This is a genomic window from Cupriavidus sp., from assembly GCF_057315035.1.
In genome coordinates this window covers 367,067-390,599 of record NZ_DBHKYV010000003.1, presented here as the reverse complement: position 1 = coordinate 390,599, position 23,533 = coordinate 367,067, and the positions used below count along the sequence as shown (strand labels likewise).

The 23,533-nt window shown below is 63.3% G+C and carries 22 protein-coding genes; 12 read left to right on the top strand and 10 right to left on the bottom strand.

All coding sequences use genetic code 11. The annotated features are described in order from the left end of the window. Positions 1 to 38: 38 nt before the first annotated feature. From ACO550_RS08180 to ACO550_RS08165, 4 genes are all read left to right on the top strand, one after another. A complete protein-coding gene (locus ACO550_RS08180) occupies positions 39 to 1,049 on the top strand; it encodes a hypothetical protein (RefSeq protein WP_315593591.1) in 1,011 nt (336 codons plus the stop codon). A gap of 138 nt (positions 1,050 to 1,187) precedes the next feature. Next, a complete protein-coding gene (locus ACO550_RS08175) occupies positions 1,188 to 2,708 on the top strand; it encodes an MltF family protein (protein ID WP_315593520.1) in 1,521 nt (506 codons plus the stop codon). Between the two features lie 85 nt (positions 2,709 to 2,793). After that, a complete protein-coding gene (locus ACO550_RS08170) occupies positions 2,794 to 3,033 on the top strand; it encodes a DUF2789 family protein (RefSeq protein ID WP_315593521.1) in 240 nt (79 codons plus the stop codon). Positions 3,034 to 3,215: 182 nt separating this feature from the next. Next, complete coding sequence (locus ACO550_RS08165) at positions 3,216 to 3,572, top strand: hypothetical protein (protein WP_315593522.1); 357 nt, start codon at positions 3,216 to 3,218, stop codon at positions 3,570 to 3,572. 29 nt (positions 3,573 to 3,601) lie between these two features. Here ACO550_RS08165 and ACO550_RS08160 read toward each other — a convergent pair whose 3' ends face one another. Further along, positions 3,602 to 4,675 carry a mechanosensitive ion channel family protein gene (locus tag ACO550_RS08160; RefSeq protein WP_315593523.1) on the bottom strand — a complete coding sequence of 358 codons (1,074 nt, stop codon included), beginning with the start codon at positions 4,673 to 4,675 and terminating at the stop codon, positions 3,602 to 3,604. 85 nt (positions 4,676 to 4,760) lie between these two features. After that, the gene (locus tag ACO550_RS08155) at positions 4,761 to 5,630 is read right to left on the bottom strand and encodes a LysR substrate-binding domain-containing protein (protein ID WP_315593524.1); all 870 of its coding nucleotides are present in this window, start codon (positions 5,628 to 5,630) and stop codon (positions 4,761 to 4,763) included. An 80-nt stretch (positions 5,631 to 5,710) separates the two neighbouring features. Here ACO550_RS08155 and ACO550_RS08150 point away from each other — a divergent pair, with 80 nt between their 5' ends. Further along, positions 5,711 to 6,661 carry an EamA family transporter gene (locus tag ACO550_RS08150; RefSeq protein WP_315593525.1) on the top strand — a complete coding sequence of 317 codons (951 nt, stop codon included), beginning with the start codon at positions 5,711 to 5,713 and terminating at the stop codon, positions 6,659 to 6,661. A gap of 46 nt (positions 6,662 to 6,707) precedes the next feature. Here the strand turns inward: ACO550_RS08150 and ACO550_RS08145 are convergent, their stop codons facing one another. Then, on the bottom strand, positions 6,708 to 8,825 hold the full coding sequence (locus ACO550_RS08145; RefSeq protein ID WP_315593526.1) for a TonB-dependent siderophore receptor: 2,118 nt from the start codon (positions 8,823 to 8,825) through the stop codon (positions 6,708 to 6,710). A gap of 312 nt (positions 8,826 to 9,137) precedes the next feature. On the opposite strand from ACO550_RS08145, the gene ACO550_RS08140 reads away from it, so the two are divergent. Together ACO550_RS08140 and ACO550_RS08135 are read left to right on the top strand one after the other, a co-directional pair. Further along, positions 9,138 to 9,566, top strand: a complete 429-nt coding sequence (locus tag ACO550_RS08140) for a TOBE domain-containing protein (protein WP_315593527.1) — start codon at positions 9,138 to 9,140, stop codon at positions 9,564 to 9,566. Positions 9,567 to 9,957: 391 nt separating this feature from the next. Next, a complete protein-coding gene (locus ACO550_RS08135; RefSeq protein ID WP_315593528.1) occupies positions 9,958 to 10,569 on the top strand; it encodes a DUF1120 domain-containing protein in 612 nt (203 codons plus the stop codon). A 53-nt stretch (positions 10,570 to 10,622) separates the two neighbouring features. On the opposite strand, the gene ACO550_RS08130 is transcribed toward ACO550_RS08135, so the two are convergent. Together ACO550_RS08130 and ACO550_RS08125 are read right to left on the bottom strand one after the other, a co-directional pair. Continuing rightward, entirely contained in the window at positions 10,623 to 11,861 is a 1,239-nt protein-coding gene (locus ACO550_RS08130; RefSeq protein ID WP_315593529.1) for a diguanylate cyclase, read from the bottom strand. A 234-nt stretch (positions 11,862 to 12,095) separates the two neighbouring features. After that, positions 12,096 to 12,869, bottom strand: a complete 774-nt coding sequence (locus ACO550_RS08125) for a helix-turn-helix domain-containing protein (protein ID WP_315593530.1) — start codon at positions 12,867 to 12,869, stop codon at positions 12,096 to 12,098. A 221-nt stretch (positions 12,870 to 13,090) separates the two neighbouring features. Between ACO550_RS08125 and ACO550_RS08120 the strand changes: the two genes are divergently transcribed. Then, positions 13,091 to 14,329 (top strand): MFS transporter, encoded by a 1,239-nt coding sequence (locus ACO550_RS08120; RefSeq protein WP_315593531.1) that lies wholly within the window; start codon positions 13,091 to 13,093, stop codon positions 14,327 to 14,329. On the opposite strand, the gene ACO550_RS08115 is transcribed toward ACO550_RS08120, so the two are convergent. The 5 genes from ACO550_RS08115 to ACO550_RS08095 all read right to left on the bottom strand — a co-directional run bounded on the left by ACO550_RS08115 (position 14,330) and on the right by ACO550_RS08095 (position 18,866). Beyond that, entirely contained in the window at positions 14,330 to 15,097 is a 768-nt protein-coding gene (locus ACO550_RS08115) for a methyltransferase domain-containing protein (protein WP_315593532.1), read from the bottom strand. 68 nt (positions 15,098 to 15,165) lie between these two features. Further along, positions 15,166 to 16,035, bottom strand: a complete 870-nt coding sequence (locus ACO550_RS08110) for an ABC transporter permease subunit (protein WP_315593533.1) — start codon at positions 16,033 to 16,035, stop codon at positions 15,166 to 15,168. Positions 16,036 to 16,037: 2 nt separating this feature from the next. Next, on the bottom strand, positions 16,038 to 16,904 hold the full coding sequence (locus ACO550_RS08105; protein WP_315593534.1) for an ATP-binding cassette domain-containing protein: 867 nt from the start codon (positions 16,902 to 16,904) through the stop codon (positions 16,038 to 16,040). Position 16,905: 1 nt separating this feature from the next. Further along, positions 16,906 to 17,955: an ABC transporter substrate-binding protein gene (locus tag ACO550_RS08100; protein WP_315593535.1), complete on the bottom strand. Its 1,050-nt coding sequence runs from the start codon at positions 17,953 to 17,955 to the stop codon at positions 16,906 to 16,908. Positions 17,956 to 17,990: 35 nt separating this feature from the next. Then, positions 17,991 to 18,866, bottom strand: a complete 876-nt coding sequence (locus tag ACO550_RS08095; protein WP_315593536.1) for a TauD/TfdA family dioxygenase — start codon at positions 18,864 to 18,866, stop codon at positions 17,991 to 17,993. 227 nt (positions 18,867 to 19,093) lie between these two features. Between ACO550_RS08095 and ACO550_RS08090 the strand changes: the two genes are divergently transcribed. The 4 genes from ACO550_RS08090 to ACO550_RS08075 all read left to right on the top strand — a co-directional run bounded on the left by ACO550_RS08090 (position 19,094) and on the right by ACO550_RS08075 (position 23,479). Then, positions 19,094 to 20,074: an aliphatic sulfonate ABC transporter substrate-binding protein gene (locus ACO550_RS08090; protein WP_315593537.1), complete on the top strand. Its 981-nt coding sequence runs from the start codon at positions 19,094 to 19,096 to the stop codon at positions 20,072 to 20,074. A gap of 184 nt (positions 20,075 to 20,258) precedes the next feature. Further along, positions 20,259 to 21,350, top strand: coding sequence for a pyruvate dehydrogenase (acetyl-transferring) E1 component subunit alpha (gene pdhA / locus ACO550_RS08085; protein ID WP_315593538.1), 1,092 nt, complete (start codon positions 20,259 to 20,261; stop codon positions 21,348 to 21,350). Then, positions 21,343 to 22,323, top strand: coding sequence for a transketolase C-terminal domain-containing protein (locus ACO550_RS08080; RefSeq protein WP_315593539.1), 981 nt, complete (start codon positions 21,343 to 21,345; stop codon positions 22,321 to 22,323). Before pdhA ends, ACO550_RS08080 begins: the two co-directional genes overlap by 8 nt. A 25-nt stretch (positions 22,324 to 22,348) precedes the next feature. Further along, positions 22,349 to 23,479 carry a 2-oxo acid dehydrogenase subunit E2 gene (locus ACO550_RS08075; protein WP_315593540.1) on the top strand — a complete coding sequence of 377 codons (1,131 nt, stop codon included), beginning with the start codon at positions 22,349 to 22,351 and terminating at the stop codon, positions 23,477 to 23,479. Positions 23,480 to 23,533: the final 54 nt, after the last annotated feature.

Below are 23,533 nucleotides of genomic sequence, written 5' to 3'. Positions count from 1 at the left end.
GCGTACTGAAACAATGCGGGGGCAGACTCATGGATTTCATGGGGTGGGTGCACCGACGCACAACGCGGGCGGCGTCGCACGACGCTCGCGACATTGCCGAACTCGCCGAGCGCGTAACCCGGCTCAATCCTCGCTTGCGGTTTGTATCGCACTATCAGCGCCAGCTTCAACCCGCGCTGGAGCATGCGCTGGATTATGTACGTGAACTCGTCCGCTGCCTTCCCAATCCCCATCAAGCCACGGCGCATACATGGGGATCCGACGCCTGTATTCATGCTTTCTTCGGCACGCCGCGCGACGTTGCGCCAACCTTGAGCCGGTCTCCGGAACTGCGCGAGTTCTTTGACCAGTCACCGCAGACGCAAACGGCCTATGCGGTGCTCGGGATGGCCATGACAAGACGCACCACGTTGGGGGTGGCGCTGGAAGGCGAAGTCATGCGTTCCGACGTGCCACAGACCAACATCTGCTTCAGCGATCACAAGGTCAGGATCATCTCCGACACCGATGCGGCCCTGCGCGCAGAGATTGTGCGACGCATCTTCGATCAGTTGGCACTGGAAGGCCTGGCCCGTTTTGCTGCCGGAAAATCCCGGCGCGATGTGCTCGACCGGGAACAGACACTGCTCGTGGCACGCCTGCGCCTGCTCGAACGGCAAGGCATGGGGATGCGTTCGGTGGTCGGCAGCGATGGCGAGACCAGCCCTGCGGAGGCGGCCAGGCTACGCGAGCAGATTGCCAGCAACGAGCACGAACTCTCGCAGGTTGCGGTTGGCGCCGGGGCCCTCGAACGTCAACTGGCGTGCCTGGGCGAGACACTTATGGACGCCCACACCAGTTTTACTATCGATCACGACAACGTGCGGCTCAGTGCCACAAATGTGCTGCTCGCGCCGGATAATCCGGCTCCGGCCTGCGAACTGGAACTGCTCACCGCACACGTCCCCGGCGATCCACCCCTGGTGCGAACCTTCACACTGGTAACCATCGCGCGCGCCGACATGCTATCCGCGCTGGCACTGCTCGATGAGGCGGAGCGCCTGCTGTAACCCAAACCGCAGCGCAGCACCATGCGCGATGCCGATCCTTGAAGCGGCTTCTTGCGCGGCTATGCTGTAAGAGAGCCCCACCGCCATCCAGACTGACGGACCGCGAAAGGCAGGCTCGCAATACCATCGGTGCATGTGATGCAATCTACGCGCGCTTGGCTGCTGCCCAGCCTCCTCGGCGTTGCGCTCTGGGTGTCGAGCGCGATATATGCCGCAGTGTTGCCAAACGCGTCCGCGGCCTCATCCGCGACCACTCCTGCCGCGGTACCCCCCACGGCACCGGCAAACCCCTCGCGACAACTGAACCTGACCGTCAAGCCCTGGCGTGGCGACCTTGACGCGATGATCGAGCGCCGCCTGATTCGCGTATTGGTGCCCTTCAGTCGCACCTTGTATTTCAATGACCGCGGACATGAGCGCGGCCTCACCGCGGACTTCGTGCGGGACTTCGAACGGTTTATCAACAAGACCTATGCGGATCGGCTTGGCAAGCGTCCGATCACGGTCGTGATCATTCCCACCACGCGAGACCGCCTGCTGCCAGGCCTCAACGAAGGCCTAGGCGATATTGCCGCCGGCAACCTGACGGTCACCCAGGAGCGGCTGAACCAGGTCGATTTCGTTACCGCGCATGCGCTCACGCCTACCCGGGAGCTGGTGCTGACCGGCCCAAAGTCACCGGCCTTGTCCACCGTCGACGATCTGAGCGGCAAGACCGTGCATGTGCGCCGGCAAAGCAGCTATTACGAGAGTCTTACCGCCTTGAACAGCCGCTTTCAAAAATCCGGCAAGCCGCCAATTCGGCTCGCGCTGCTGCCAGATGCACTCGAGGATGAGGATGCGATGGAGATGTTGAACGTCGGCCTGCTTCAGATCCTGGTAGTCGACGACTGGAAGGCCCGCATGTGGGCGCAGATGCTGCCCCAGGTCAAGGTGAATGAGAAGATCGCGGTGCGCGAAGGCGGCAACGTAGGCTGGGCGATTCGCAAGCAAAGCCCGCAGTTGAAAGCATTCATCGGCGACTTCTATGAGAACTTCATCAGGAAGCAGAGCATCGCCCAGATCCGCCTGAAGCAGTACATGCAAGGCATCAAGCAGATCCACAACAACGCGGAAAGCGCCGAACTCAAGCGATTCGAACTGACCGTGGCCTTCTTTGAGAAATTTGGCCAGCAATACAACTTCGATCCGTTGATGCTGGCGGCCCAGGGCTTTCAGGAGTCGCAGCTCAAACAGGACGCGAAGAGCCGGGTAGGAGCGGTCGGGATCATGCAGTTGATGCCGGCAACAGGAAAGGAGCTCGGTGTCGGCGACATCAAGGTCGCGGAGGCGAACATCCATGCCGGCGCAAAATATCTTGACCAACTGATGACACGCTACTTCCAGGATGCCAGGTTCTCTGAAGTGGACCGGCCACTGTTTGCGTTTGCCAGCTATAACGCCGGGCCCGGGAATATCGCGAAGATGCGCAAGCTGGCGGCGGAACGCGGGCTCAACCCGGACGTCTGGTTCAACAACGTCGAGATCGTCGTGGCGGAAAAGATCGGCATCGAAACCACCACATATGTGAGGAACATCTACAAGTACTACGCCTCCTATCGCCTGCTCAAGGATGCGCAGCAGCAGCGCGATCGTGCCGTCCAGCAGATCAATCGCTGAAGCGTTTGGAAATAGCGCTGCTATCCTGTAGCAAGCGGCGGCGGCAATCTGCGCCGCCATATCCTTGCTCACCTGGAGGTTTCACATGGACACCCCGTTCCACCAATTCTCCGATCTGTTCGCGCAGTTGGGCTTGCCATCCGACGAATCCGACATCCGTGCTTTCATTGCAAAGCATTCGCCGCTACCGCCAGATGTCGAGCTTCCGGAAGCATCATTCTGGACGCCGGCCCAGGCCTCGCTGTTGCGTGACGAACTGATCGAGGATGCTGACTGGGCGGAAGCGGTCGACCAACTGAATCTGGCGCTGCGCGCACCGGCCTGAGCCAACCTGCGGCCCTGCTTCGGCGCGGCAGTCGCATCGGCGGGCGTGAAGTTTCCATTGCAGCATCTGGCGTCTGGTGCCTAGACTGTTACCTTGTACGGACCCGGCCTCTTGATCCACCCCGGGTCACGTAAAGGGCACCTCAATCGGTGCTTTCTGCGATTCGACATGGAGCCAATAACATGAAATATCCGTTCATCGTCGCTCTAGCCACCGCCGCAGTCACAGTCGCAGGCTGCGCCACGTCGCCCTACATCCCCCCGCCAACGCAAGGCACGCGCCCCATCGGCGAAAGCAAACTTGCACCCAAGGCGGCTGCGCAGTGCATCGGCGAAAAATGGGCGCAAAGCACCGGGCAACAAGTGTGGATGCAGTACATGCTCGCCAACGACCAGGCGTTCGACGTCTACGTCCCCGGACAACAACCGCCAGCCGGTTCGGCCGCCGTCGTGCGCAAGTCGCCGACCGGATCTGGCTCATGGATCGGCTATCGCGGTGCCGATAGCGGGCCGGCCGGCGCAATCAGCCAGTGCCAGTAAGCTGATCGGGCAAGGCTCGCCGCCTTGCCTCAGTTTGCCTGCGCCGACGCGGCGCGCTGCGGGAGATCGCCTTCAATCCGCATCCGCGGCAGGAATTGCGGATACTCACGCTGCATGAAGTCGATCAAACCCTCGCGCAACACGCAGCGCAGGTCCCATGCCAGGCCAGACGACGCGGCGGTACATAGCACGCGTAGCTGCATGGTTCGCTCCGTGGCTTCGGTGACCACGAGGTTGAAGAAGCGTTGGTCCCATTCCGGCGCTTGCCGGATGATGCGTTCGAGCTCCGCGCGCAAAGGCGCCAATGGCATGGCGTAGTCCACGTGCAGGAATACGGATCCCATGATCCGGGCATCGTTGCGCGTCCAGTTCTGAAACGGCTTCTCGATAAAGTACTGCAGCGGAATGATCATGCGACGCTCATCCCAGATTTTCAATACAACGTAGGTGCCGGTGATTTCCTCCACGCGCCCCCACTCCCCTTCGACAATCAGCACGTCGTCGAGACGGATCGGCTGCGTCAGCGCCAGTTGCAGTCCCGCGATCATATTGCTGAAGACCGGCTTGGCCGCAAAACCGGCAATCAGGCCCACCACCCCGGCGGATGCCAGCAGGCTGGCGCCGACTTGCCGCGCGCCGGGAAAGGTCATCAGCAGCATCGAGGCGCCGATCACCACGACCAGCGTCATCGCGATACGCGCGAGCACACGCGTCTGGGTGTGAATGCGTCGGGCGCCCATATTGTCCTGCACGTCCACCGGATGCCGATCCAGCACACCCTGCGCAAACCCGGCAATCAGTCGCGCGACCAGCCACGTGGTGGCAACGATCATCAACAGGCCGTTCAGGTGGCGCACGCCATCGATCCAGCGAAGATCGTCAGGCGCGGCCTGCCACACAGTTTGCAGCGCCAGCAACGGCAACACGGCCTTTGCGGGAGCGCGGGCCTTGATCACGATGGTATGCAGCACCGGCGCGGCGCGTGACAGGCGCAATAGCACGATGCCACCAATCCGGTGCACCACGAGCGCCGCGATCACGGCAATCAGCGCTGCGGTCCAGGTGTTGAACCACGGGTGGGCAAGGATGATGGCTGGATTCATCTGGATTTCCTGGCTCGTTTCTTAAGGGTTGCGAATAACGACGTCGCGGAATGGAAAAAGTTTCCACTCTGTGCGCCCTGCTCATTCAATCCGGCCTCGCCGACCTGAGCGTCTGGATCAACAATGCATGCAGGCCATCGACGGCTTTCGAGCCGCGCGAGCCTCGGCTGCGATACGCGGCGACTTCCATGGGCTCGAGTGGCCCAAGCCCGTGCTCGCCACCTAGAATCTGCAGGTGGCCGGGTGCACTACACTGGGTCAGCACGGCTACCGCCAGGCCACTCTCCACGGCGGCAAGCTGTCCGGCAAGACTCGAACTGTTGTACACCACCTTGAATCGGCGCCCCTGCTGTGCCAGCGAATTGAGCGCGCACCGCCGTGCAAGGCTTGCGCTTTCGTAGACGGCAATTGGCAGCGGGTCGCGCCGCCATAGTTCGAACTGGGGCGCCCCCACCCAGACCATCGGCTCATGAAACAGCAGCGTGCCGCGCCGGGAATGGTCTCGCGACACCAGTGCAAGGTCGAGGTCGCCGCTCGCCACGCGCGGAATCAGCGAGGTGGATTGCTCGCAGTTCAACTCGATCTCGACGCCGCTGTGGCGCAGCGCAAAACGCCGGAGGGTCGGCGTGAGGTATTTGGCCGCATAGTCGTCGGGCACGCCAAGTCGGACGCGACCCGTAAGTTCCTCGCCACGCAGGGCCATATGCGCCTCCGCATGCAGGTCCAGGATTCTTCGTGCGTAGCTCAACAGCGTCTGTCCGTCAGGCGTCAGTTGCAACGTCCGCGTGCCACGATCGATCACGCGTTTGCCTAACGCTTCCTCAAGCTTCTTGAGCTGCATGCTTACCGCCGACTGTGAACGACTCACCTCTTCTGCCGCATTGGACAGCGAGCCTGTATCGACCACGGCAACGAAGCATTTAAGCCAATCGAGCTGCAGGTCATGACGGTCCATGCAATCCCTTTCGAAAATCGAATATATCCACTGTGAATTATGCGCTTTCCGCTTTCGCATGGTCGAGACAGACTGTCGCCATGGATACGAAAACGCAAATCATCTCCGGGCGAGCAGCAGCTTCAGCCCAGCAGCAATCGGCACGGCCGGCAGACGCATCCGGTGCGCCAGCCTTCCTTGCCGGCAATGCGCTGCTGGGAACCATCGGTGTATTCGTGCATTACGCCAGCACGAACCCGTTGACCGCCACGTGGTTTCGAAGCGTTTTTGGCCTGCTCTGCCTGACGCTCTGGCTATGGCAGCGGCGGCAAATGCACCATCTTCGCCTGAATCGGGAAACCGGCCCGTGGATATTACTGGCAGGCGCGTTGATGGTGGCCTCCTGGGCGCTTTTCTTTGACGCCATCACGCGCACATCGGCAGCCGTGGCCATCGTGCTCTTTCATTTCCAGCCGATGTGGGTGCTGCTTCTCGGCAGCCTGTGGCTGAAAGAAGCCGTGGGGCGGCAGCGCATTGTCGCGGTCGCCGCGGCGATGGGTGGACTGGTCCTGGCTACCGGGCTTCCCGAGCATCTCGCTGCGTTCGGACAGGACGATGGGGGCCAACGGCCCGGTTACTGGATGGGAGTGGTTGCCTGCCTGGTCGGCGCCTTCTGCACCGCGTGCGTGACGATCATTGCGCGGAAACTACGCGACGTTCCGCCTGGAGTCGTTGCGTGGTGGCAGTGCGCGATAGGCTCCGCGGCCTTGTGGATCTGGCCGCTCACCAGAGGCTGGCCATCATCGGGCACCTCGTGGATCTGGCTGGCCGGACTCGGGCTGGTCCATACGGGGTTGGCATACACGCTGATATACGCCGGAATGGCCCGCCTATCCACCGCGCGCGTCGCAGTCTTGCAGTTTGTCTACCCTGCGGTTGCCATCCTGCTCGACTGGCTGGTCTTCGACCACAAGCTATCCGGCTATCAGCTTGCCGGGGTCACGGTGATGGCCGTGGCCATCCTGCTGGCGGAGCGATCGCCAGGAAAATGAGTGCAGGGCGAGTTGCCGAAACGCGCAGCCCGCCCCGCCATCCGCATCAGAATCCGGCGCGTGCCTGGATATAGACCATGCGCGGTGCACCCACCAGACGGCCGGCGTTGCTGTCGGTGGTACGCGTGTAGTAGCGCTTGTCGAACAGGTTGTTGATGCCGATCGTGATGTCGGTGTTCTTGCGCTGCGGCAGCTTGAACATCGCCTGGATATTCCACGTACGGAAGCCCGGGATCAGGCCGTTGCTACCGTCGGCGGATTCCGCCACCGTATTGGCCAGATCCGCGTACTGCTTGCTCTGGTGCGTCGTGGATACGTTGAAGGTCCAACTGCGCCAGTCATAGCGCGCACCGATCGTATCGGTAGTGCGCGAGTAGAACGGCACGTCATTGCCGGCAGTGGTGCCCGACTTCTGGATCGCCCGCGTGTACGTGTAGTTGGCGTAAAGGTTCAGGCCGCCCAGCATGCTGGCACGGTCGAACGTATAGTCGATTGCCGCTTCCACGCCATCGTGGTCGGTGGCGCCGATATTCTGGAACGTGGCCGGGAACAGGCCCGGCACCTGCAGGATCTGGTTGTCGAACTTGATCTTGAACGCAGTCAGCTCACCCTTGATGTGACTGTCGGTCCAGCGCGTACCCACTTCGAAAGTCTTCGCCACTTCCGGCTGCAGCGGATTGTTCGGCGTCTGGGAGTTGAGCTGGGTATTCTGCACCGGGCCGAAGGATGTACTGTAGTCGGCGAACACCGTCCACGCACTGTTCATCAGGTACGACACGTTGACCGACGGCAGCGCCTTGTTGTTCACGCTGTCCCACTGCGTCGCGGTACCGCGCTGCTGGCGCGTGGTGTCGATATGCTCGAAACGCACGCCCGGCACGATGCGCCAGTTGCCAAACGCGATGCGGTCATCGATATAGACCGCGTGCGCATCGGTGGCATTGTCGAACGTGGTGGTGGCCGCCTTCACGCCGGTCACCAGGCTCTGGTTGTAGGTATTGTCGTCGCCGCGCTCGCGGATGTAGCGGTAGCCGACCGTCACGTCATGCGTGGTGGGCCCCACCCCGAAACGCTGCGTATAGCGCGGCTCGATACCGAATGTGGTGTAGTTGCGCGGTTGGTGCGCGATCACGGTGGCGCTCTGCTGCAGCGTGCTCTGGCGATAGCTGTCGTTGAAGAACGTGCGGATCTCGAACTCCTGGTTGGCCGAGATCGTATTCACATAGCCAAGATCGAAACCGTAGCGGTTGCCGCTCCAGTAGTCGTTAGGCCGCGTGTTCTGGAACGGGTCCGCGTTGTACTGCGCCACCGTCAGCCCGCCCGGCGTGCGCGAGCGGACATCGTAGTACGACAGCTTGCCGTAGACCTGCTGCGTCGGCGTGATGTCGTAGGCAAACTTGACGGCAAGGTCGTTGACGTCGTCATTGCTGCCCTTGCGCCATTCACGGCCGGTCATGCCCGAGTACAGCAAGGCCAAGCCCAATCCGCTCTCCAGCGTGGTACCAACGAACGTGTTGTACTGCGTGTTGCTACCACCACCCTCGGTGAAGATATTCTCGCGGACCGACGCCTCGCCGCTGAACGTGCCCGGAATTGGCTTGGTGTTGAAGTTGATGATGCCGCCCACGTTCTGCGGGCCGTAGCGCACGGCGCCACCACTGCGCACCACGTCGATCGATTCGATATTGCCCAGGCTCACCGGTGCGAACGACAGTTGCGGCTGGCCATAAGGCGCAACGGCCATCGGAATGCCATCCAGCAGCACGGTCGAGCGCGGCGAGTAGCGGCCCGTCAGGCCGCGCACACCGATATTGAGGGAAATGGCGCTACCCGCGGTACCCGAGTTGTCAGTCGATTGCACCCCAGGGATACGGCGCATGACATCGCCAATGCTCTGCGCGCCGCTCTGCTCGATCTGCTGCTCGTTGACCACGGTACGCGCGCCCGGGAACGTCTTCACGCTGTTCTGCAGGCCCGTGCCCAGCCAGTTTCCCGTTACCTGTACGGTATCCAGAACCTTTTCCTGTCCGCTACCCTGCCCGTCTTCACTTGCCTGCTGCGCAATAGCCATGTGCGGCACGCACAGGATGGTGACGGCAAGCGCCGTGGCGCACATCGCGAATTGGGGCACGGCAAACGGCAGGCCGCGGCGGCTCGAGTTCATGGTCTTCCCTTGTAACAAGAAACTTACGAAAGGCCATGAATGTAAATGATTATGGTTCTTGGTTGCACTAACCCCGATAAAAGATGGTGCTGTTCTGATGTACAGAGCGGTGAACTGTTGCAGCGGCACGACGACCAACACGGGATGTGCTCGGTTGATGAGACAACGCACTCTTCCTTTGGTTGTGCCGGGTGGCATTTTCCGATCTTGCCGCGACGACCCCTCACGCAATTTCATTAAGCGGACCGTGGATTCTCTGGCAGCGCGTAATATCAACTTTTTGACGCTTGCATAAAAGGATCGGAGGAAAACATGAAAACCAGCGCACGCAACCAGTTCTCAGGTGTCATCGCCCAGGCGACTGCCGGCGCCGTCAATGACGAGATCATCATCAACGTCGACGGCGGCCAGCAGATCGTGGCCACCGTCACGCATGACAGCGCCGCGCGACTGGGCCTGAAGGCAGGCGCCAAGGCAACGGCTCTGGTAAAGGCCACCTCGGTGATCGTGATGGTCGATGCGGACGCCAGCAAGGTCTCGGCGCGCAATTTCGTGTCGGGCAAGGTCACCAACCTCACGAAGGGCGCGGTCAATACCGACGTGACGATCACCGGCGACAACGGCGTGGCAGTCTCGGCGATCATTACCAATACCAGTGTCGATCGCCTTGGCCTGGCCGCTGGCAAGCCGGCAGCCGCGATGTTCAAGGCGTCGAGCGTGATCGTTGGCGTAGACGGCTAGTTTTTTTCCGCGAAGTGAGAACGTCGGCCGGCGTAGTCCGGCTGACAGCGGGAAGGACGGAAGCCGTCCGACTGCATCGCCGTATCGAAGCGCTCGCCGCCCGGGCATGCGCGAATGAAATCAATACACTGCTGAAATTGCTCGCCCGATCCCGGATTAATGCGAGAGCGTGGGAAATTCCAATATACGAGTGCTGGAAATTTCCGCCGCCCAGCATTTTCAACGCACGTACCGGATAAAAATAGGAAACATCTTATTTCACAAGGTTCTGGAGCCGACCTACATTGAATTTCCTTTCAACGAGACAGATTAAAATATGAATTTAATCCACCGCCATAAAAGGAAATCGATCAGAACCTCACTCTCCATCTTGTTCACGGTACCAGCTTGCATGATGGCATTACCCGCCATCCCTGCCGATACCGCCAATATAGTTATCAAGGGAACGATTCGCCCTACAGCCTGCGATTTGAGCCTGAGCAAGAGCGGCCTGGTGGATTATGGCAGCATTCGGGCACTGACCTTGAGCGATTCCACAATCAATGTCCTGCCAGGCATTCCGATAACACTTTCCATCAGGTGCGATCAGCCGACCCGCTTTGCCGTGCGATTATCCGACGGTCGTCCTGGTACCGCCCTGGAAGAAACCAACACCGAAGGTACCAATCAGAATTTTGGCTTGGGAACGGCTGGGAACCGTAATATCGGATCAGCAAAAGTCTTCCGGAAAGGCGGCTCCCGGGGGGACGGCAATACCACAGGCCATATTTATCAGTTCATGAGCACCCAATACGACTGGTATGCCACCACTGAGGAATACGGGATAAATCATCTCGCCTTTATGGCCTGGGCAATCCCTGGTGCACGCACTCCCTACGCATACTCGACCATGACTCAGAACCTGGAGGTGCAGGCGCGCCTTCCAAGAAAGAGCGACCTGCCTGACTTCAAAGACGGCCTGACGCTGGATGGCTTTATCATCATGACGCTCTACTATCTCTGATAGCGTTCCATGAGGCGAGCGTTGATCTCGCTGTCGGCGCTCGCCCCCCCCGCTCAGACCACCCCCACGCAATCCACCTCGGGCTGCACCGCCACTTCGGTGGTCGGCTGCGCCATGCTGGAGCCCAGCACGAACTGATCGCGTCCCCGCTGCTTGGCGACGTAGAGCGCCCGGTCGGCATCGGCGAACAGGCTGCGCCAGAGACCTTCCCTGCTCGATGCTCCGCTATGCAGTTGCGCAATGCCGATACTGACACTGGCATGGCCGCAGCCCGGTCCGTCGCCGGGCGGCAGTTCGATGGCCCTGACCTTGCGCAGGATCCGGTTGGCCAGGGCCGTGGCCTGGTGTTCGTCGGTATGGGGGCAGAGAATGCAGAACTCCTCGCCGCCGTAACGCGCGGCAATATCCGAGGCGCGCCGGGAGTTGTCGAGCGCCATGGCGATCTCGCGCAGGACATGGTCGCCCGCGTGGTGGCCATGCCGGTCATTGACCTGCTTGAAGTGGTCAACGTCGATGACCAGGCATGACAGTGGGTCACCCTCGCGCTGCCAGCGGGCCACCATACCGACGGCGGTCATGTCGAGCGCGCCGCGATTCAGCAGGCCGGTCAGCGCATCCAGCCGCGCGCCGTTCTCGTTGCGCGCGATGATCTGCTCCATCGCCATCAGGCTGAAGCCGAACAGGCCCAGCAACACGGCCACCAGCGGCGCCAGCGGCCAGACCGATGCGCTGGTCTGCAGGAAGAATGGCGTAATGGCCAGACCCTTGAAGGCCGCGCCGTAGCTCAGCGCGGCCACCTGCGAGCCCAGCAGGACCAGGTGCGATGCCAGCACCAGCGGGCCGCCGATACTGGTGCGGCCGCGTCGGCTGCGCAGCATGGTCACGATGGTACTGAACGAGATCATGGCCAGCATGCCGTAGCCCACGCCATGCTGCAGCAGTTGCGCATCCGGCCGCCCGGTCACCAGCACCAGCAACACCAGCGCCGCCAGCCCAATCCCGCGCAACAGCAGGACGTGGTCAGGCAGGCCATAGTAGACGCGCACGCCGCGATAGATCGTCAGCCTGCCAATCAGATAGAAGCCCGCGCCCAGGGCACCAAGCTGCATCGAGCCGGAGCCGACACTGGCGGCCACTACCAGGCCCGCGCCCGATGCCACCACGTGGCCCACGGCCCAGAGGCGTCCCGCGTCGCTGGCGCGCAGCGCGAGCACCAGCCCCGCTGCCATGACCAGCGTGCTGGAGAAAACCACCATCATGACGACCAGAATGGTCTGCTGAGCCAGGTGCACGGGAATGAGTTTCCTCTAAAGCTACCGGGGGCGACTGCCGTTATCCACGTTAACCCGTAACGGGTGACCCGACGTGGAAACGGTCGATTGAATCGGCGCGAAAACACGCATCATAGCCCGCGCGCAACGCGCGGCGGCACCCCCGACAAGCCGGGTAAGCGCGCGTTGTAACGGATTGAAATAGAAGGGAAATGCTGCGCAGCGGAACACGGGCGCGGGAACGCGTGCGCGCGCTCAGTCGTCCGTTTGCGGCAGCGCCGGTGCGGACTGGGCAGCAGGCGGCGACACGTCGGGAAACGTGCCGCCGAGCGCGTGCGTCAACGACCGCGCGGCATCGAGCACCTGCTCGCGAAATGCATCGGTGAAGCGCGGCGTCGGGCACGTCAATGTCAGTGCGCCCTTCAATTCGCCGCCGGGTCCGAACACCGGTGACGACACGCCGGCAATATCGGGACTGCGGTCGCCTACCAGCGCAATCACCCCCTCATCGCGAATCTTCTGGAAGATCTCGCCGCGCGCGCCGGCGAACGCGCGCAATACACGCCCGCCCGAACCGCGATTGCGCGGCAGCAAATCACCGGCACGGATATGGTCGCGCACCGGCTGCGGCGAATCCACGCGATACAGGCACAGGCGATGCTCGCCCTGTTCGACGTGAAATGCGGCCGATTCGCGCGTTACGCGCACCAGTTCGCGCAAGGCCGGCATCACCACCTGCTCCAGCGAGAACGAAGCGGCATAGACCGCGTTGAGCCGTGCGACCTCGGATCCCAAACCATACCTGCCATCGGCAAGGCGCTGGATCAGCCGCGCATGTTCCAGCGATGCCAGCAGCCGCAGCAACGTGCTCTTGTACAGGCCACTGCGCTGGGCCAGTTCGGCCAGCCCCAGGGACGTATCCCCCTCCCGGAACACCGACAGCACGAACAACGCCCGATCCACGGCCACGGCTCCTCCTTCAGCGGAGTGCTTGTCGGCTTCAGACAGTTGGGCGGCTTTGCGTGGCATCGATGCAGGTGACCCCAGGTGACCGGAGAGGCAATTGGAACGGGCGTTCACCGTATAGAACGGACCATGTGTTGTCAATGACGCCACACTCCTACTCGGGCTTCCACTCAGGGCGCCACGCAAATGCTGCAATGCCGTATGATGGCATCTTCCGGGTTTTCCCTAGGTCGTCATACCTGATTCTGGCAAATCCGGCCAATTCCGCGCCCCCTGAGCCACCCATGTCCGCCCCGAGCCCTTCCCAGGTCACACCGTCGCATGGCGAATCCGCCAATCAAAATGTGACCCGCCGTATCCTTGGCGTTGTTTTCTTCAACTTCATCGCGTATCTGGCGGTTGGCCTGCCGATTGCCGTGGTGCCGGGCTTTGTCCATGGCGACCTTGGCTACAGCGCAGTGCTGGCGGGCCTGGCGGTCAGCATCCAGTACCTGGCCACGCTGCTGAGCCGCCCGTGGGCCGGCACGCTGTGCGATACGCAGGGACCGAAGCGCTCGGTACTGACCGGCATGACACTGGTTACGGGCAGCGGCGTGCTGACGTTGATCGCTGCATGGCTGACATCGATGTTCCCAGATAGCGACTGGCTCGGCCTGGGCTGGCTGCTGGCCGCGCGCCTGATGCTCGGGGCCGGGGAAAGCCTGGTCACCACGGGCACGATCGCCTGGGGCATCGGCAGCGCCGGCGCGCGCCATACCGCCAAGGTCATCTCGTGGAATGGCATCACCACCTATGGCGCGCTGGCCGTGGGTGCACCGCTGGGCGTGGTACTGGCCGACCAGGGCGGGCTGGGCATCATCGGGGTTGTGACCACGCTGGTTGCCGGTGCCTCGTTGCTGCTGGCACGCCGTCGTGCGCCGGTGCCGATCCTGAAAGGCGAACGTCTGCCATTCGCTCGTGTTTTCCGTGCGATGACCCCATTCGGCGTGTGCCTCGCGCTTGGTTCGGTCGGCTTTGGCGTGATTACCGCTTTCATCACGCTCTACTACGCCGGCCATGGCTGGGATCACGCAGCGCTGGCATTGACCGCGCTCGGCACCTGCTTCGTACTCGGGCGCCTGCTGATGGCCGACAGCATTTCGCGTTTTGGTGGCTATCCGGTGGCGCTGGTGTCGTTTGCGGTGGAAGCGGCTGGACTGGCCATCATCTGGATGGCCCATGCCCAGTGGCAGGCGCTGGTCGGCGCGGCCGTGGTCGGCTTTGGCTTCTCGCTGGTATTTCCGGCGCTCGGCATGGAAGCCGTCAAGCGCGTGCCGGCCACCAACCGGGGCTCGGCACTCGGTGCCTATGCACTGTTCCTCGATTTCGCGCTGGGCCTGACCGGTCCGGTGGCAGGCCTGATCGCCGGGCAAGGCGACTATCCGGCGGTCTACCTGTTCGCGGCCGTCAGCGCGTTGCTGGCGCTGGCACTGAGCCAGGTACTGGCCGCGCGCTACCGCGACCAGTTCGCAGCGGCGGTCTGACTAGCGCCGTTCGCAGCAGTAAGCCTCGGTACTGTAGGGGAACGACACCACGTCGCGGCCCTGCAGTGCCGGATCGGCAGCAATTACCGCGTGCAGGCGCGCACGCACGGCGTCCTGTTCCGCTTGCGGCAGCGATGCGATAAAGCTGACCGACATGACGCGGTCGACGATCACCTGTTCCGGCGCGCCGGTATGCGTATAGGGTAGGCGGGTCAGTCCGAGCGGCCCGAAACCCTCGGCAGGAAACACCTTCTTCCAGTCGCCCTTGTAGAAGCGCGGCGCATCGCCTTCATGAGGCGTCATGATCGCCGTGAGTTGCGCCACCCACTCCACCGATTCATCGCGCACGTTCCACACCAGGCCCAGACGGCCGCCCGGCTTCAGCACGCGGCGGATCTCCTGCATGGAGGCAGTATTGGCAAACCAGTGGAAGGCCTGCGCGCAGACAACGGCGTCGACGCTGGCATCGGGCAGCGGCATCGACTCGGCACTGCCCTGCAGGGCCTGCACGTCGGGGAGCTTCGATGAGAGCTGGGCACGCATGGCTTCCACCGGTTCCACGGCAATCACCGTGGCGCCGGAAGGTATCAGCAAACGTGTAAATTTCCCCGTGCCGGCCCCGAGATCGACCACGGTCTTGCCGGGTGCCAGGCCAAGCGTATCGCGCAGCCAGTCGCCGAGTTCGGCGGGATAATCGGGACGCCCGCGGGCGTAGGTATCGGCCTGGGTCGAGAAACCCTGGGCGGCAGCATGATGGATCGTCGTCATGACCCGTCACGATACGCCGCCCGCATGACATCGGCAAGTAAATCGGCAAGGCTCGGCACCACAAATTGCTAGTGCTGCTGGCCCCAGCGGCGCACGGTCAGCCGTTCCAGCGTGGTGAACACCAGCCCTTCCACGGCAAGGCCGATCAGGATCACGGTGGCCAGTCCCGCGAAGACGCGGTCCGTGTAGAGTTCATTGCGGTTCTGGAAGATGTACCAGCCCAGCCCGCCCTTGCCCGATGACGCGCCAAATACCAGTTCCGCCGCGATCAAGGTCCGCCAGGCAAAGGCCCAGCCGATCTTGAGCCCCGACAGGATCGCCGGCAACGCGGCCGGCACGAGGATCAGCACCACGTACCGCAGGCCGCGCAGGCCATAGTTGCGGCCCGCCATGCGCAGCGTTTCCGGAACGCCGCGGAATCCCGCATAGGTGTTCAAGGCCAGCGGCCACAACACCGAATGGACCAGCACGAAGATCAGGCTCTTGCTGCCAAGCCCGAACCACAGCAACGCCAGCGGCAACAGCGCGATGGCGGGCAGCGGATTGAACATCGCGGTCAGCGTATCGAGCAGGTCGCGGCCGATACGCGTGGACACGGCCAGCGTGGTCAGCACGAATGCCAGCGCGATGCCAGCCGCATAGCCTTGCAACAGGATCGACAGCGATACGGCCGCCTTGTCCGGCAACTCGCCACTGGCGATGGCCTCGGCAAACGCACGTGCAGTGGCCAGGAAGGTCGGCAGCAGCAGGTCGTTGTCCTGCACGCGCGCGATGGCTTCCCAGAGCACGGCCAGGACCACCAGGATCACCGCCTTGCGCAGCCAGCCATGGTCCCACAGTTGCCGATACCACGGCAGCGCGCGCGACAATGGCACGGCGGTGAATGGTTCCAGCACGCGCTCGTACTCGGTGCGCACCGTTGGTTGTGCAGTTGTCATGATCAGTGTCGTACAGCCTGGAATACGTGGTCGGGCGTATCGTGCGGTGCCTTGCGGGTTTCAGGCGGCGCTTCGAACAGCATCTCGTGGATGCGTTGCGCCGCCTGCTGGAATTCGGCGCTGCCCTGGCTGGCCAGCGAAAACTGATGGCTGTTCAGCTCTGCGCGCACGCGCCCCGGATGCGGCGACAACAGCAGGATGCGGCTACCTACCACCAGTGCCTCTTCGATCGAATGCGTCACGAACAGCAGCGTGAACGCCGCGTCGTCCCACAATTCGAGCAGTTCCTCCTGCATGCGCCGACGCGTCAAGGCATCGAGCGCGGCAAATGGCTCGTCCATCAGCAGCACCTTCGGCCGCATGGCCAGCGCGCGCGCAATGGCCACACGCTGCTTCATGCCGCCCGACAACGTGTGCGGATAGGCATCGGCAAACGCAGCCAGCCCCACCTTGTTCAGGAAATGCATGGCCACGTCCGAAGCTTCGGACTTCGACATGCCACGCGCTTGCCGCAGCGGGAACATTACGTTCTGCTTGACGGTCTTCCATGGCGGCAACTGGTCAAACTCCTGGAACACGACGATGCGATCCGGCCCCGGTGCCTGCACGCGTTGCCCCTCCAGCCGGATCTCGCCCTCGGCTGGCGGCACGAAGCCCGCCACCGACTTCAGCAGGGTCGATTTGCCGCAGCCGGATGGTCCAAGCAGGACAAAGCGGTCGGCCGCATGCACGTCGAAGCTGACGCGATGGGTGGCTCGCACCACGCGCTCTGGCGTGCGATATTCCAGCGAGACGTTGTCGACCTGCAGCAGCGGCTGCGAATCTGACACCACGCGCAAGCGCGCGCTGCCGTGCAATGCGTCGCCCATGTCAGCTCCCCTGTGCAGTGGCCGGATCCTGGAAGAAGTAGTCCTGCCACGACTTCGGCTGGTTCTTGATGGCGCCTACGCGATGCATGAACTCAGCCAGCGGGAACGTGTTCTGCGGCGTGACCTTGAACTGGACCTGCGGATTCTTGAGAATCTTCACCAACAGCGCACGATCGATCTTTGCCTTGTTCACGCGGATGTAAAGATCCGCCGCTGCTTCCGGGTTCTTCGTCGCGAACTGGGCCGCCTCGGCCAGCGCATCGACAAACGCGCGATAGGTCTTGGGATTGTCGTTGCGGAACTTCTCGGTCGCGTACAGCACCGTGGCCGAACTCGGTCCGCCGAGCACATCGTACGAATTGAGCACGATGCGCGCGTTCGGGTTGCCCGCCAACTCCTGTTCCTGGAACGGCGGGTTGCCGAAGTGGCCCGTGATTTCGGTGCCGCCGGCAATTACGGCTGCCGCCGCATCGGGGTGCGGAATGGCCACGGTCCATTTGTCGAGTCGATTGAATTCCTTGTCGCCCCACTGCTTTGCTGCGGCCAGTTGCAGTACGCGCGACTGCACCGATACCGTCACTGCCGGCAACGCAATACGGTCCTTGTCCGTGAAATCGGCAATCGACTTCACCTTGGGATTGTTGCTGACCAGGTAGTACGGGAAGTTGCCGAGCGACGCCACGCCTTTGACGTTCTGGCGCCCATTGGTGCGGTCCCACATCGTCAGCAGCGGCCCCACCCCGGCACCGGCAATATCGATCGCGCCGGACAACAGCGCATCGTTGACCGCCGAGCCGCCGGAAAGCTGCGTCCATTCGACCTTGATGTCGACGCCTTGCTGCTTGCCGTGCTTTTCAATCAGTTGCTGGTCGCGTGCCACATTGAGCAGCAGGTAGACCACGCCAAACTGCTCGGCAATCCGCAGCCGCCCTTCCGCGTGCGCGGTGCCGGTCAGCGCCAGGCCAGCGGTCAATACGGCCAGCGCGGCGCGGCGGGTCAAGGTCGAGGCGGACGAAAGTAGCGAAAGGCGCGAGGACAGGCGCAGGGACATGCGGAACTCCGGAGATTTGAGTATGGAATTGCAATTCAGAACGGCGTATCGCCTTCGATCGTGGTGCGGTACATCACGCGGCGCAGGTGGTCAGGCGTGCCGGCGGCCAAATGCTGCAACGAGCGGTTGTCCCAGAACACAAGGTCGTGCTCGCGCCATTGATGGCGATAGACATACTCGGGCTTCACGCTGTGCGCGAAGAGCTCGTCGAGCAGCCCGCGGCTTTCGTCGTCAGACAAACCAACAATCCGCGTCGTGAAATGCTCGCTGACAAACAGCGCCTTGCGCCCCGTTTCGGGATGGGTGCGTACCACCGGATGCACGACTGGCTTGACCTGCGCGATCTGCTCGGGCGTCAGGTTCGGCCGCCACGGGCTGCGCTTCTGCAGCTCGGCGTAGCGCGCCAGATAGGTGTGCTCGGCGGTCAGCCCTTCCAGCTTGCGCTTGAGTTCCGCTGACAAGCCGTCGTACGCGGCATGCATATTGGCAAACAGCGTGTCGCCACCTTCGGCCGGCAGCTCGATCGCATGCAGCAGCGAACCCAGGCTTGGCGTTTCCTTGTACGACAGGTCCGAATGCCAGAAATGACCCGCATCGCCAAGCCCGATCGGCTTGCCGTCCTTGAGCACGTTCGACACGATCAGGATTTCAGGATGATTGGCCAGCTGGAACTGGTTCAGCACGTGGATCTGCAGCGGCCCAAAGCGGCGGCTGAACTCGATCTGCTGCGCCGGCGAGATACGCTGGTCGCGGAACACGACCACGTGGTAGTCAAGATGGGCGCGATGAATACGACGGAAGTCTTCGGGAGACAGCGGCTGGTTCAGGTCGAGCCCGACCACTTCGGCACCGAGTGCGGCGTCAAGCGGACGGATCTCGAAATCCTGGAGGGTATCTGCGGCAAGCGTCATGGCAAGTAGCGGCTCTGGGGGAAAGCACAAGCCATGCACTGTAGGGACGATGCACGTGGCACACAACGAATCAAATCGCGCTCGGTTATGCGCTCGGCGTATATGGCCCCGCATGCGAAGAGCGCGCGCAGAATCTGCATAAGCAAGCGCGCTTTTCTTCGTTCCCGCACCATGCGGTGCCGCTTAGGCTGCCCCGCTGGCTCTAGAACGGAATGAAGGAATTCAGCATGTCACTGTCCAATCCCGCGCGCAGGCGCATCGTACTGAGCGGCCTGGGCGGCCTCGCCGGACTCGGGGCCGCAACGCTGCCCGGTCTGGCGTCAGGCGCGGAGAACCCCGAGACCCTGCGTATCGGCTACCAGAAATCCTCGACGCTGATGATCTGGCTGAAATCGCGCCAGACACTTGAACAGGCGCTGGCACCGCGCAAGGTCAGTGTTCAGTGGCATGAGTTCACGTCGGGCCTGCCGTTGCTCGAATCGCTCAATGTCGGCAACCTTGACCTGACTGCCGATGTGGCCGACGCGGTTCCACCGTTCGCGCTGGCCGCGGGCGCCAGCATGACGTACTACGCGATCGAGGCACCATCACCAACTGCGCAGGCCATCGTGGTGAAGCAGGATTCGCCGGTTCGCACCGTGGCACAACTGAAGGGACAACGCGTCGCCTTCTCCAAGGGAGCCGGCGCACACTACCTGCTGCTGGAAGCATTGAACGAGGCCGGGCTGTCGATGCGAGATATCGATCCCGCCTACCTGACCCCCGCGGATGCACGCGCGGCGTTCGAGCGTGGCAGTGTCGCCGCATGGGTGATCTGGGACCCGTTCCTGGCAGCGGTACAGCGCCAGGCCAATGCGCGCATCCTGCGCGATGGCACCAGGCTGTCGAGCTACCGCCGTTTCTACCTGGCCGCCACGCCCTACGCGAAGCGCCGTCCCGACGTACTGGCCACGGTCTACGGCGAACTGCGCCGCGCCGGTGAGTGGCTCAAGGCAAATCCTGCCGAGGCCGCCGCATGGCATGCGCCGCTGATCGGCCTCGATGCGGCCACCGTGGAAGCCGCCAATGCGCGCCGCACGTATCAGGTCCAGCCGGTCGATGCGGCCTCGCTCGATGAACAACAACGCATTGCCGATGCATTCGCCGGCCAGTCGATCCTGCCGCGCAAGGTGACCGTGGCCACGTCGCCGGTATGGAAGCCGGTTTGATCGTCTGACGCCGCTGTCCTGCTCCCCTCTCCCGCGGCGCGGGAGAGGGGAGTCAATCAACAGCATTGACGCCAGTGCGCCAGCGCACGCCCAAACCCTGGTTCCTTGCCCTATAGTCCAATGCAGCAGCGTCCACAAGATGCTGCGCCGCACAGGACACAGCGAACCACAAGGGGACTTCCACATGGGCACTGTTGCGCGCTTTGAAATTGGCTTTACCCGCTATCTGTCTCCCGAGGGCACCACCGCCCCTGATCTTCCCGCCTTTGCCCGCGACCCGGCCGCGCTGCTGCCGCTGTATCGCGCCATGGTGCTCACCCGGCAATTCGACCTCAAGGCCATCGCGATGCAACGCACGGGCCAGATCGGCACGTTCGCGTCTGCATTAGGGCAAGAAGCCATCGGGGTGGGCACGGCCATGGCGATGCGGGCCGACGACGTACTCGTGCCTTCGTATCGCGATCATGCCGCACAGTTTGTGCGGGGCGTCACGATGACCGAGAGCCTGCTCTACTGGGGTGGCGACGAACGTGGCAGCGGATTTGCGGCGGTGCCGCACGACTTCGGCAACTGCGTGCCGATCGGTACCCAGGTCGGCCATGCGGCCGGCGTGGCCTACGCGCTGAAACTGCGCAAGCAGGCGGGCGTGGCGGTCTGCATCATCGGCGATGGCGGTACATCGAACGGCGCCTTTTATGAAGGCATGAACATGGCCGGCGCATGGCAGGTGCCGCTGGTCATTGTCATCAACAACAACCAGTGGGCCATCTCGATGCCGCGTGCCAGGCAGACCATCGCCGCCACGTTGGCGCAGAAGGCCATCGCGGCCGGCATTCCTGGCGAGCAGGTCGATGGCAACGACGTGATCGCCGTGCGGCAACGCGTTGGCGACGCCATCGAACGTGCGCGCGATGGCGCCGGGCCGGCGCTGATCGAAGCGGTCACCTACCGGCTGGGAGACCACACTACCGCCGACGATGCCTCGCGGTATCGGGACGAAGCCACTGTCAAGGAGGCGTGGCGGCATGAGCCGATCACGCGCCTGCGCGACTACCTGGCCAGTCTGGGCGCATGGGACGCCGCGCATGAGGAAGCGCTGATCCGCGAATGCCAGCAGGCGGTGGGCGCCGCCGTGGCCGCGTATCTGGAACTGCCCCATCCCGATGTCTCGGCGATGTTCGACTGCCTTTATGAAACGCTGCCCGCCGCGCTGGCCGACCAGCTCGAAACCGCGCAGCGCTACGCCACGCAGGACCAGGAGGCTAATCATGGCTGAACTGCATCTGGTGGAAGCGGTCAATCTGGCGCTGGCACATGAACTGGCCAACGACCCCGACGTGGTGCTGCTTGGTGAGGACATCGGCGTCAACGGCGGCGTATTCCGGTCGACGGTGGGCTTGCAAGCCCGCTTTGGCGAGGCCCGGGTCATCGACACGCCGCTGGCGGAAGGCGGGATCGTTGGCGCGGCAATCGGCATGGCCGCGATGGGACTCAAGCCCGTGGCGGAAATCCAGTTCGCCGGGTTTATCTATCCGGCCATCGACAACATCCTCAACCACGCGGGCCATCTGCGGCATCGCACGCGCGGTCGGCTCAGTTGTCCTCTCGTGGTGCGCGCGCCCAGCGGCGCCGGCATCCACGCCCCCGAGCATCACTCCGAAAGCCCCGAGGCGATGTTCGCGCATATCCCGGGGCTGCGTGTGGTCATGCCCTCGTCCCCCGCACGCGCATACGGGCTGCTGCTGGCCGCGATCCGTGATCCCGACCCCGTGATCTTCTTCGAACCGACACGCCTGTACCGGCTGTTCCGGCAGGAAGTGGAAGACCATGGCCAGGCGTTGCCGCTCGATGCCTGCTTCACATTGCGCGACGGCAGCGACATCACGCTGGTCAGTTGGGGCGCCATGGTGCAGGAGACCTTGGCGGCCGCCGACCAACTGGCCGACGAAGGGGTGTCCGCAGCCGTGATCGACGTGGCCACGCTCAAGCCGCTCGATATGGACACGATACTGGAATCGGTGGCGCAAAGCGGCCGCTGCGTGATCGTGCACGAGGCCCCGCGCACGGCGGGAATCGGCGCGGAGATTGCCGCGAACCTGGCCGATGCCGGCCTGTATTCGCTCAGCGCACCGGTGCAGCGCGTCACCGGCTACGACACCGTGGTGCCGTTGGCACGGCTCGAGCACAGCTATCTGCCGTCGGTGGCGCGGATTGTTGACGCCGCGCGCGTCGCGCTGGCCGCATCCTAGATATCGCAGGCAAACGGAGACAACCATGCGGATCTTCAAGCTGCCCGACCTTGGCGAAGGCCTGCAGGAGGCCGAGATCGTGACCTGGCACGTCAAGCCCGGCGATACGATCGATGCGGACAAGCCCCTGCTGTCGGTGGAAACCGCAAAGGCCATCGTCGAGATCCCGTCGCCATTCGGTGGCAAGGTGGCCAAGCTGTATGCCCAACCGGGCGATATCGTGCACCTTGGTGCGCCACTGGTCGGCTTTGAAGGCGCCGGCGCCTCCGACGATGCCGGCACCGTGGTGGGCGCGGTCAAGGTGGGCACCCACGTGGTACGCGAAGACCAGACGCGCGTGGGTGCGTCGGGCATGGCAGGTGGCCACGGCATCAAGGCCACGCCCGCGGTACGCGCGCTTGCGCACAAGCTGTCGGTTGACCTGGCCATGGTCACGCCATCGGGCCACGATGGCGTGATTACCGCGACCGATGTGCAACGCGTGGCCACCACGCTCGCGGAGATTGGTCCCGCCGAGGTGATACGGGGCGTGCGCCGTGCCATGGCGCAGAACATGGCACGCGCGCAGAGCGAGGTGGCCGCCGCCACCGTAATGGACGATGCCGACCTGCATGCATGGCAGACCGTAGGTTCCGCCGCGGGCCACGACATCACGATTCGCCTGGTGCGTGCCCTGGTGGCCGGGGTACATGCCGAACCCGCGCTCAACGCCTGGTACGAGGGCAAGACCAGCCGGCGCCATGTACTGGAACGGATCGACGTGGGCATCGCGGCAGACCTGCCCGAAGGCCTGTTCGTGCCGGTGCTGCGCAACGTGGGCAAGCGCGACGCCGCCGACCTGCGCAGCGGGCTCGACCGCATGCGCGCCGACATCCTGGCCCGCACCATCGCACCAGAGGAAATGCGCGGCAACACCATCACCCTGTCGAACTTCGGCATGATTGCCGGACGCTACGCGGCCCCGATCGTGGTACCGCCCACCGTGGCCATTCTTGGTGCGGGCCGTATCCACGACGAAGTGGTCGCCGCCGGCGGCGTGCCGGCCGTCCACCGCGTGATGCCGCTGTCGCTGACATTCGATCACCGCGTGGTCACCGGCGGCGAAGCGGCACGCTTCCTGCGCGCGGTCATCGCGGACCTGGAGCGGCCCGCATGAGGGTTGGCTGCAGGTTTGAAGTGAAGGTGTGACGGGGACGATACCGGCAACGCG

What these genes read in the sequence shown, in the direction of transcription:
- ACO550_RS08180 (WP_315593591.1), top strand. Translation starts at nt 39, where the DNA reads ATGGGGTGGGTGCACCGACGCACAACGCGGGCGGCGTCGCACGACGCT.
- ACO550_RS08175 (WP_315593520.1), top strand. Translation starts at nt 1,188, where the DNA reads ATGCAATCTACGCGCGCTTGGCTGCTGCCCAGCCTCCTCGGCGTTGCG.
- ACO550_RS08170 (WP_315593521.1), top strand. Translation starts at nt 2,794, where the DNA reads ATGGACACCCCGTTCCACCAATTCTCCGATCTGTTCGCGCAGTTGGGC.
- ACO550_RS08165 (WP_315593522.1), top strand. Translation starts at nt 3,216, where the DNA reads ATGAAATATCCGTTCATCGTCGCTCTAGCCACCGCCGCAGTCACAGTC.
- ACO550_RS08160 (WP_315593523.1), bottom strand. Translation starts at nt 4,675, where the DNA reads ATGAATCCAGCCATCATCCTTGCCCACCCGTGGTTCAACACCTGGACC.
- ACO550_RS08155 (WP_315593524.1), bottom strand. Translation starts at nt 5,630, where the DNA reads ATGGACCGTCATGACCTGCAGCTCGATTGGCTTAAATGCTTCGTTGCC.
- ACO550_RS08150 (WP_315593525.1), top strand. Translation starts at nt 5,711, where the DNA reads ATGGATACGAAAACGCAAATCATCTCCGGGCGAGCAGCAGCTTCAGCC.
- ACO550_RS08145 (WP_315593526.1), bottom strand. Translation starts at nt 8,825, where the DNA reads ATGAACTCGAGCCGCCGCGGCCTGCCGTTTGCCGTGCCCCAATTCGCG.
- ACO550_RS08140 (WP_315593527.1), top strand. Translation starts at nt 9,138, where the DNA reads ATGAAAACCAGCGCACGCAACCAGTTCTCAGGTGTCATCGCCCAGGCG.
- ACO550_RS08135 (WP_315593528.1), top strand. Translation starts at nt 9,958, where the DNA reads ATGATGGCATTACCCGCCATCCCTGCCGATACCGCCAATATAGTTATC.
- ACO550_RS08125 (WP_315593530.1), bottom strand. Translation starts at nt 12,869, where the DNA reads ATGCCACGCAAAGCCGCCCAACTGTCTGAAGCCGACAAGCACTCCGCT.
- ACO550_RS08120 (WP_315593531.1), top strand. Translation starts at nt 13,091, where the DNA reads ATGTCCGCCCCGAGCCCTTCCCAGGTCACACCGTCGCATGGCGAATCC.
- ACO550_RS08115 (WP_315593532.1), bottom strand. Translation starts at nt 15,097, where the DNA reads ATGACGACGATCCATCATGCTGCCGCCCAGGGTTTCTCGACCCAGGCC.
- ACO550_RS08110 (WP_315593533.1), bottom strand. Translation starts at nt 16,035, where the DNA reads ATGACAACTGCACAACCAACGGTGCGCACCGAGTACGAGCGCGTGCTG.
- ACO550_RS08105 (WP_315593534.1), bottom strand. Translation starts at nt 16,904, where the DNA reads ATGGGCGACGCATTGCACGGCAGCGCGCGCTTGCGCGTGGTGTCAGAT.
- ACO550_RS08100 (WP_315593535.1), bottom strand. Translation starts at nt 17,955, where the DNA reads ATGTCCCTGCGCCTGTCCTCGCGCCTTTCGCTACTTTCGTCCGCCTCG.
- ACO550_RS08095 (WP_315593536.1), bottom strand. Translation starts at nt 18,866, where the DNA reads ATGACGCTTGCCGCAGATACCCTCCAGGATTTCGAGATCCGTCCGCTT.
- ACO550_RS08090 (WP_315593537.1), top strand. Translation starts at nt 19,094, where the DNA reads ATGTCACTGTCCAATCCCGCGCGCAGGCGCATCGTACTGAGCGGCCTG.
- pdhA (WP_315593538.1), top strand. Translation starts at nt 20,259, where the DNA reads ATGGGCACTGTTGCGCGCTTTGAAATTGGCTTTACCCGCTATCTGTCT.
- ACO550_RS08080 (WP_315593539.1), top strand. Translation starts at nt 21,343, where the DNA reads ATGGCTGAACTGCATCTGGTGGAAGCGGTCAATCTGGCGCTGGCACAT.
- ACO550_RS08075 (WP_315593540.1), top strand. Translation starts at nt 22,349, where the DNA reads ATGCGGATCTTCAAGCTGCCCGACCTTGGCGAAGGCCTGCAGGAGGCC.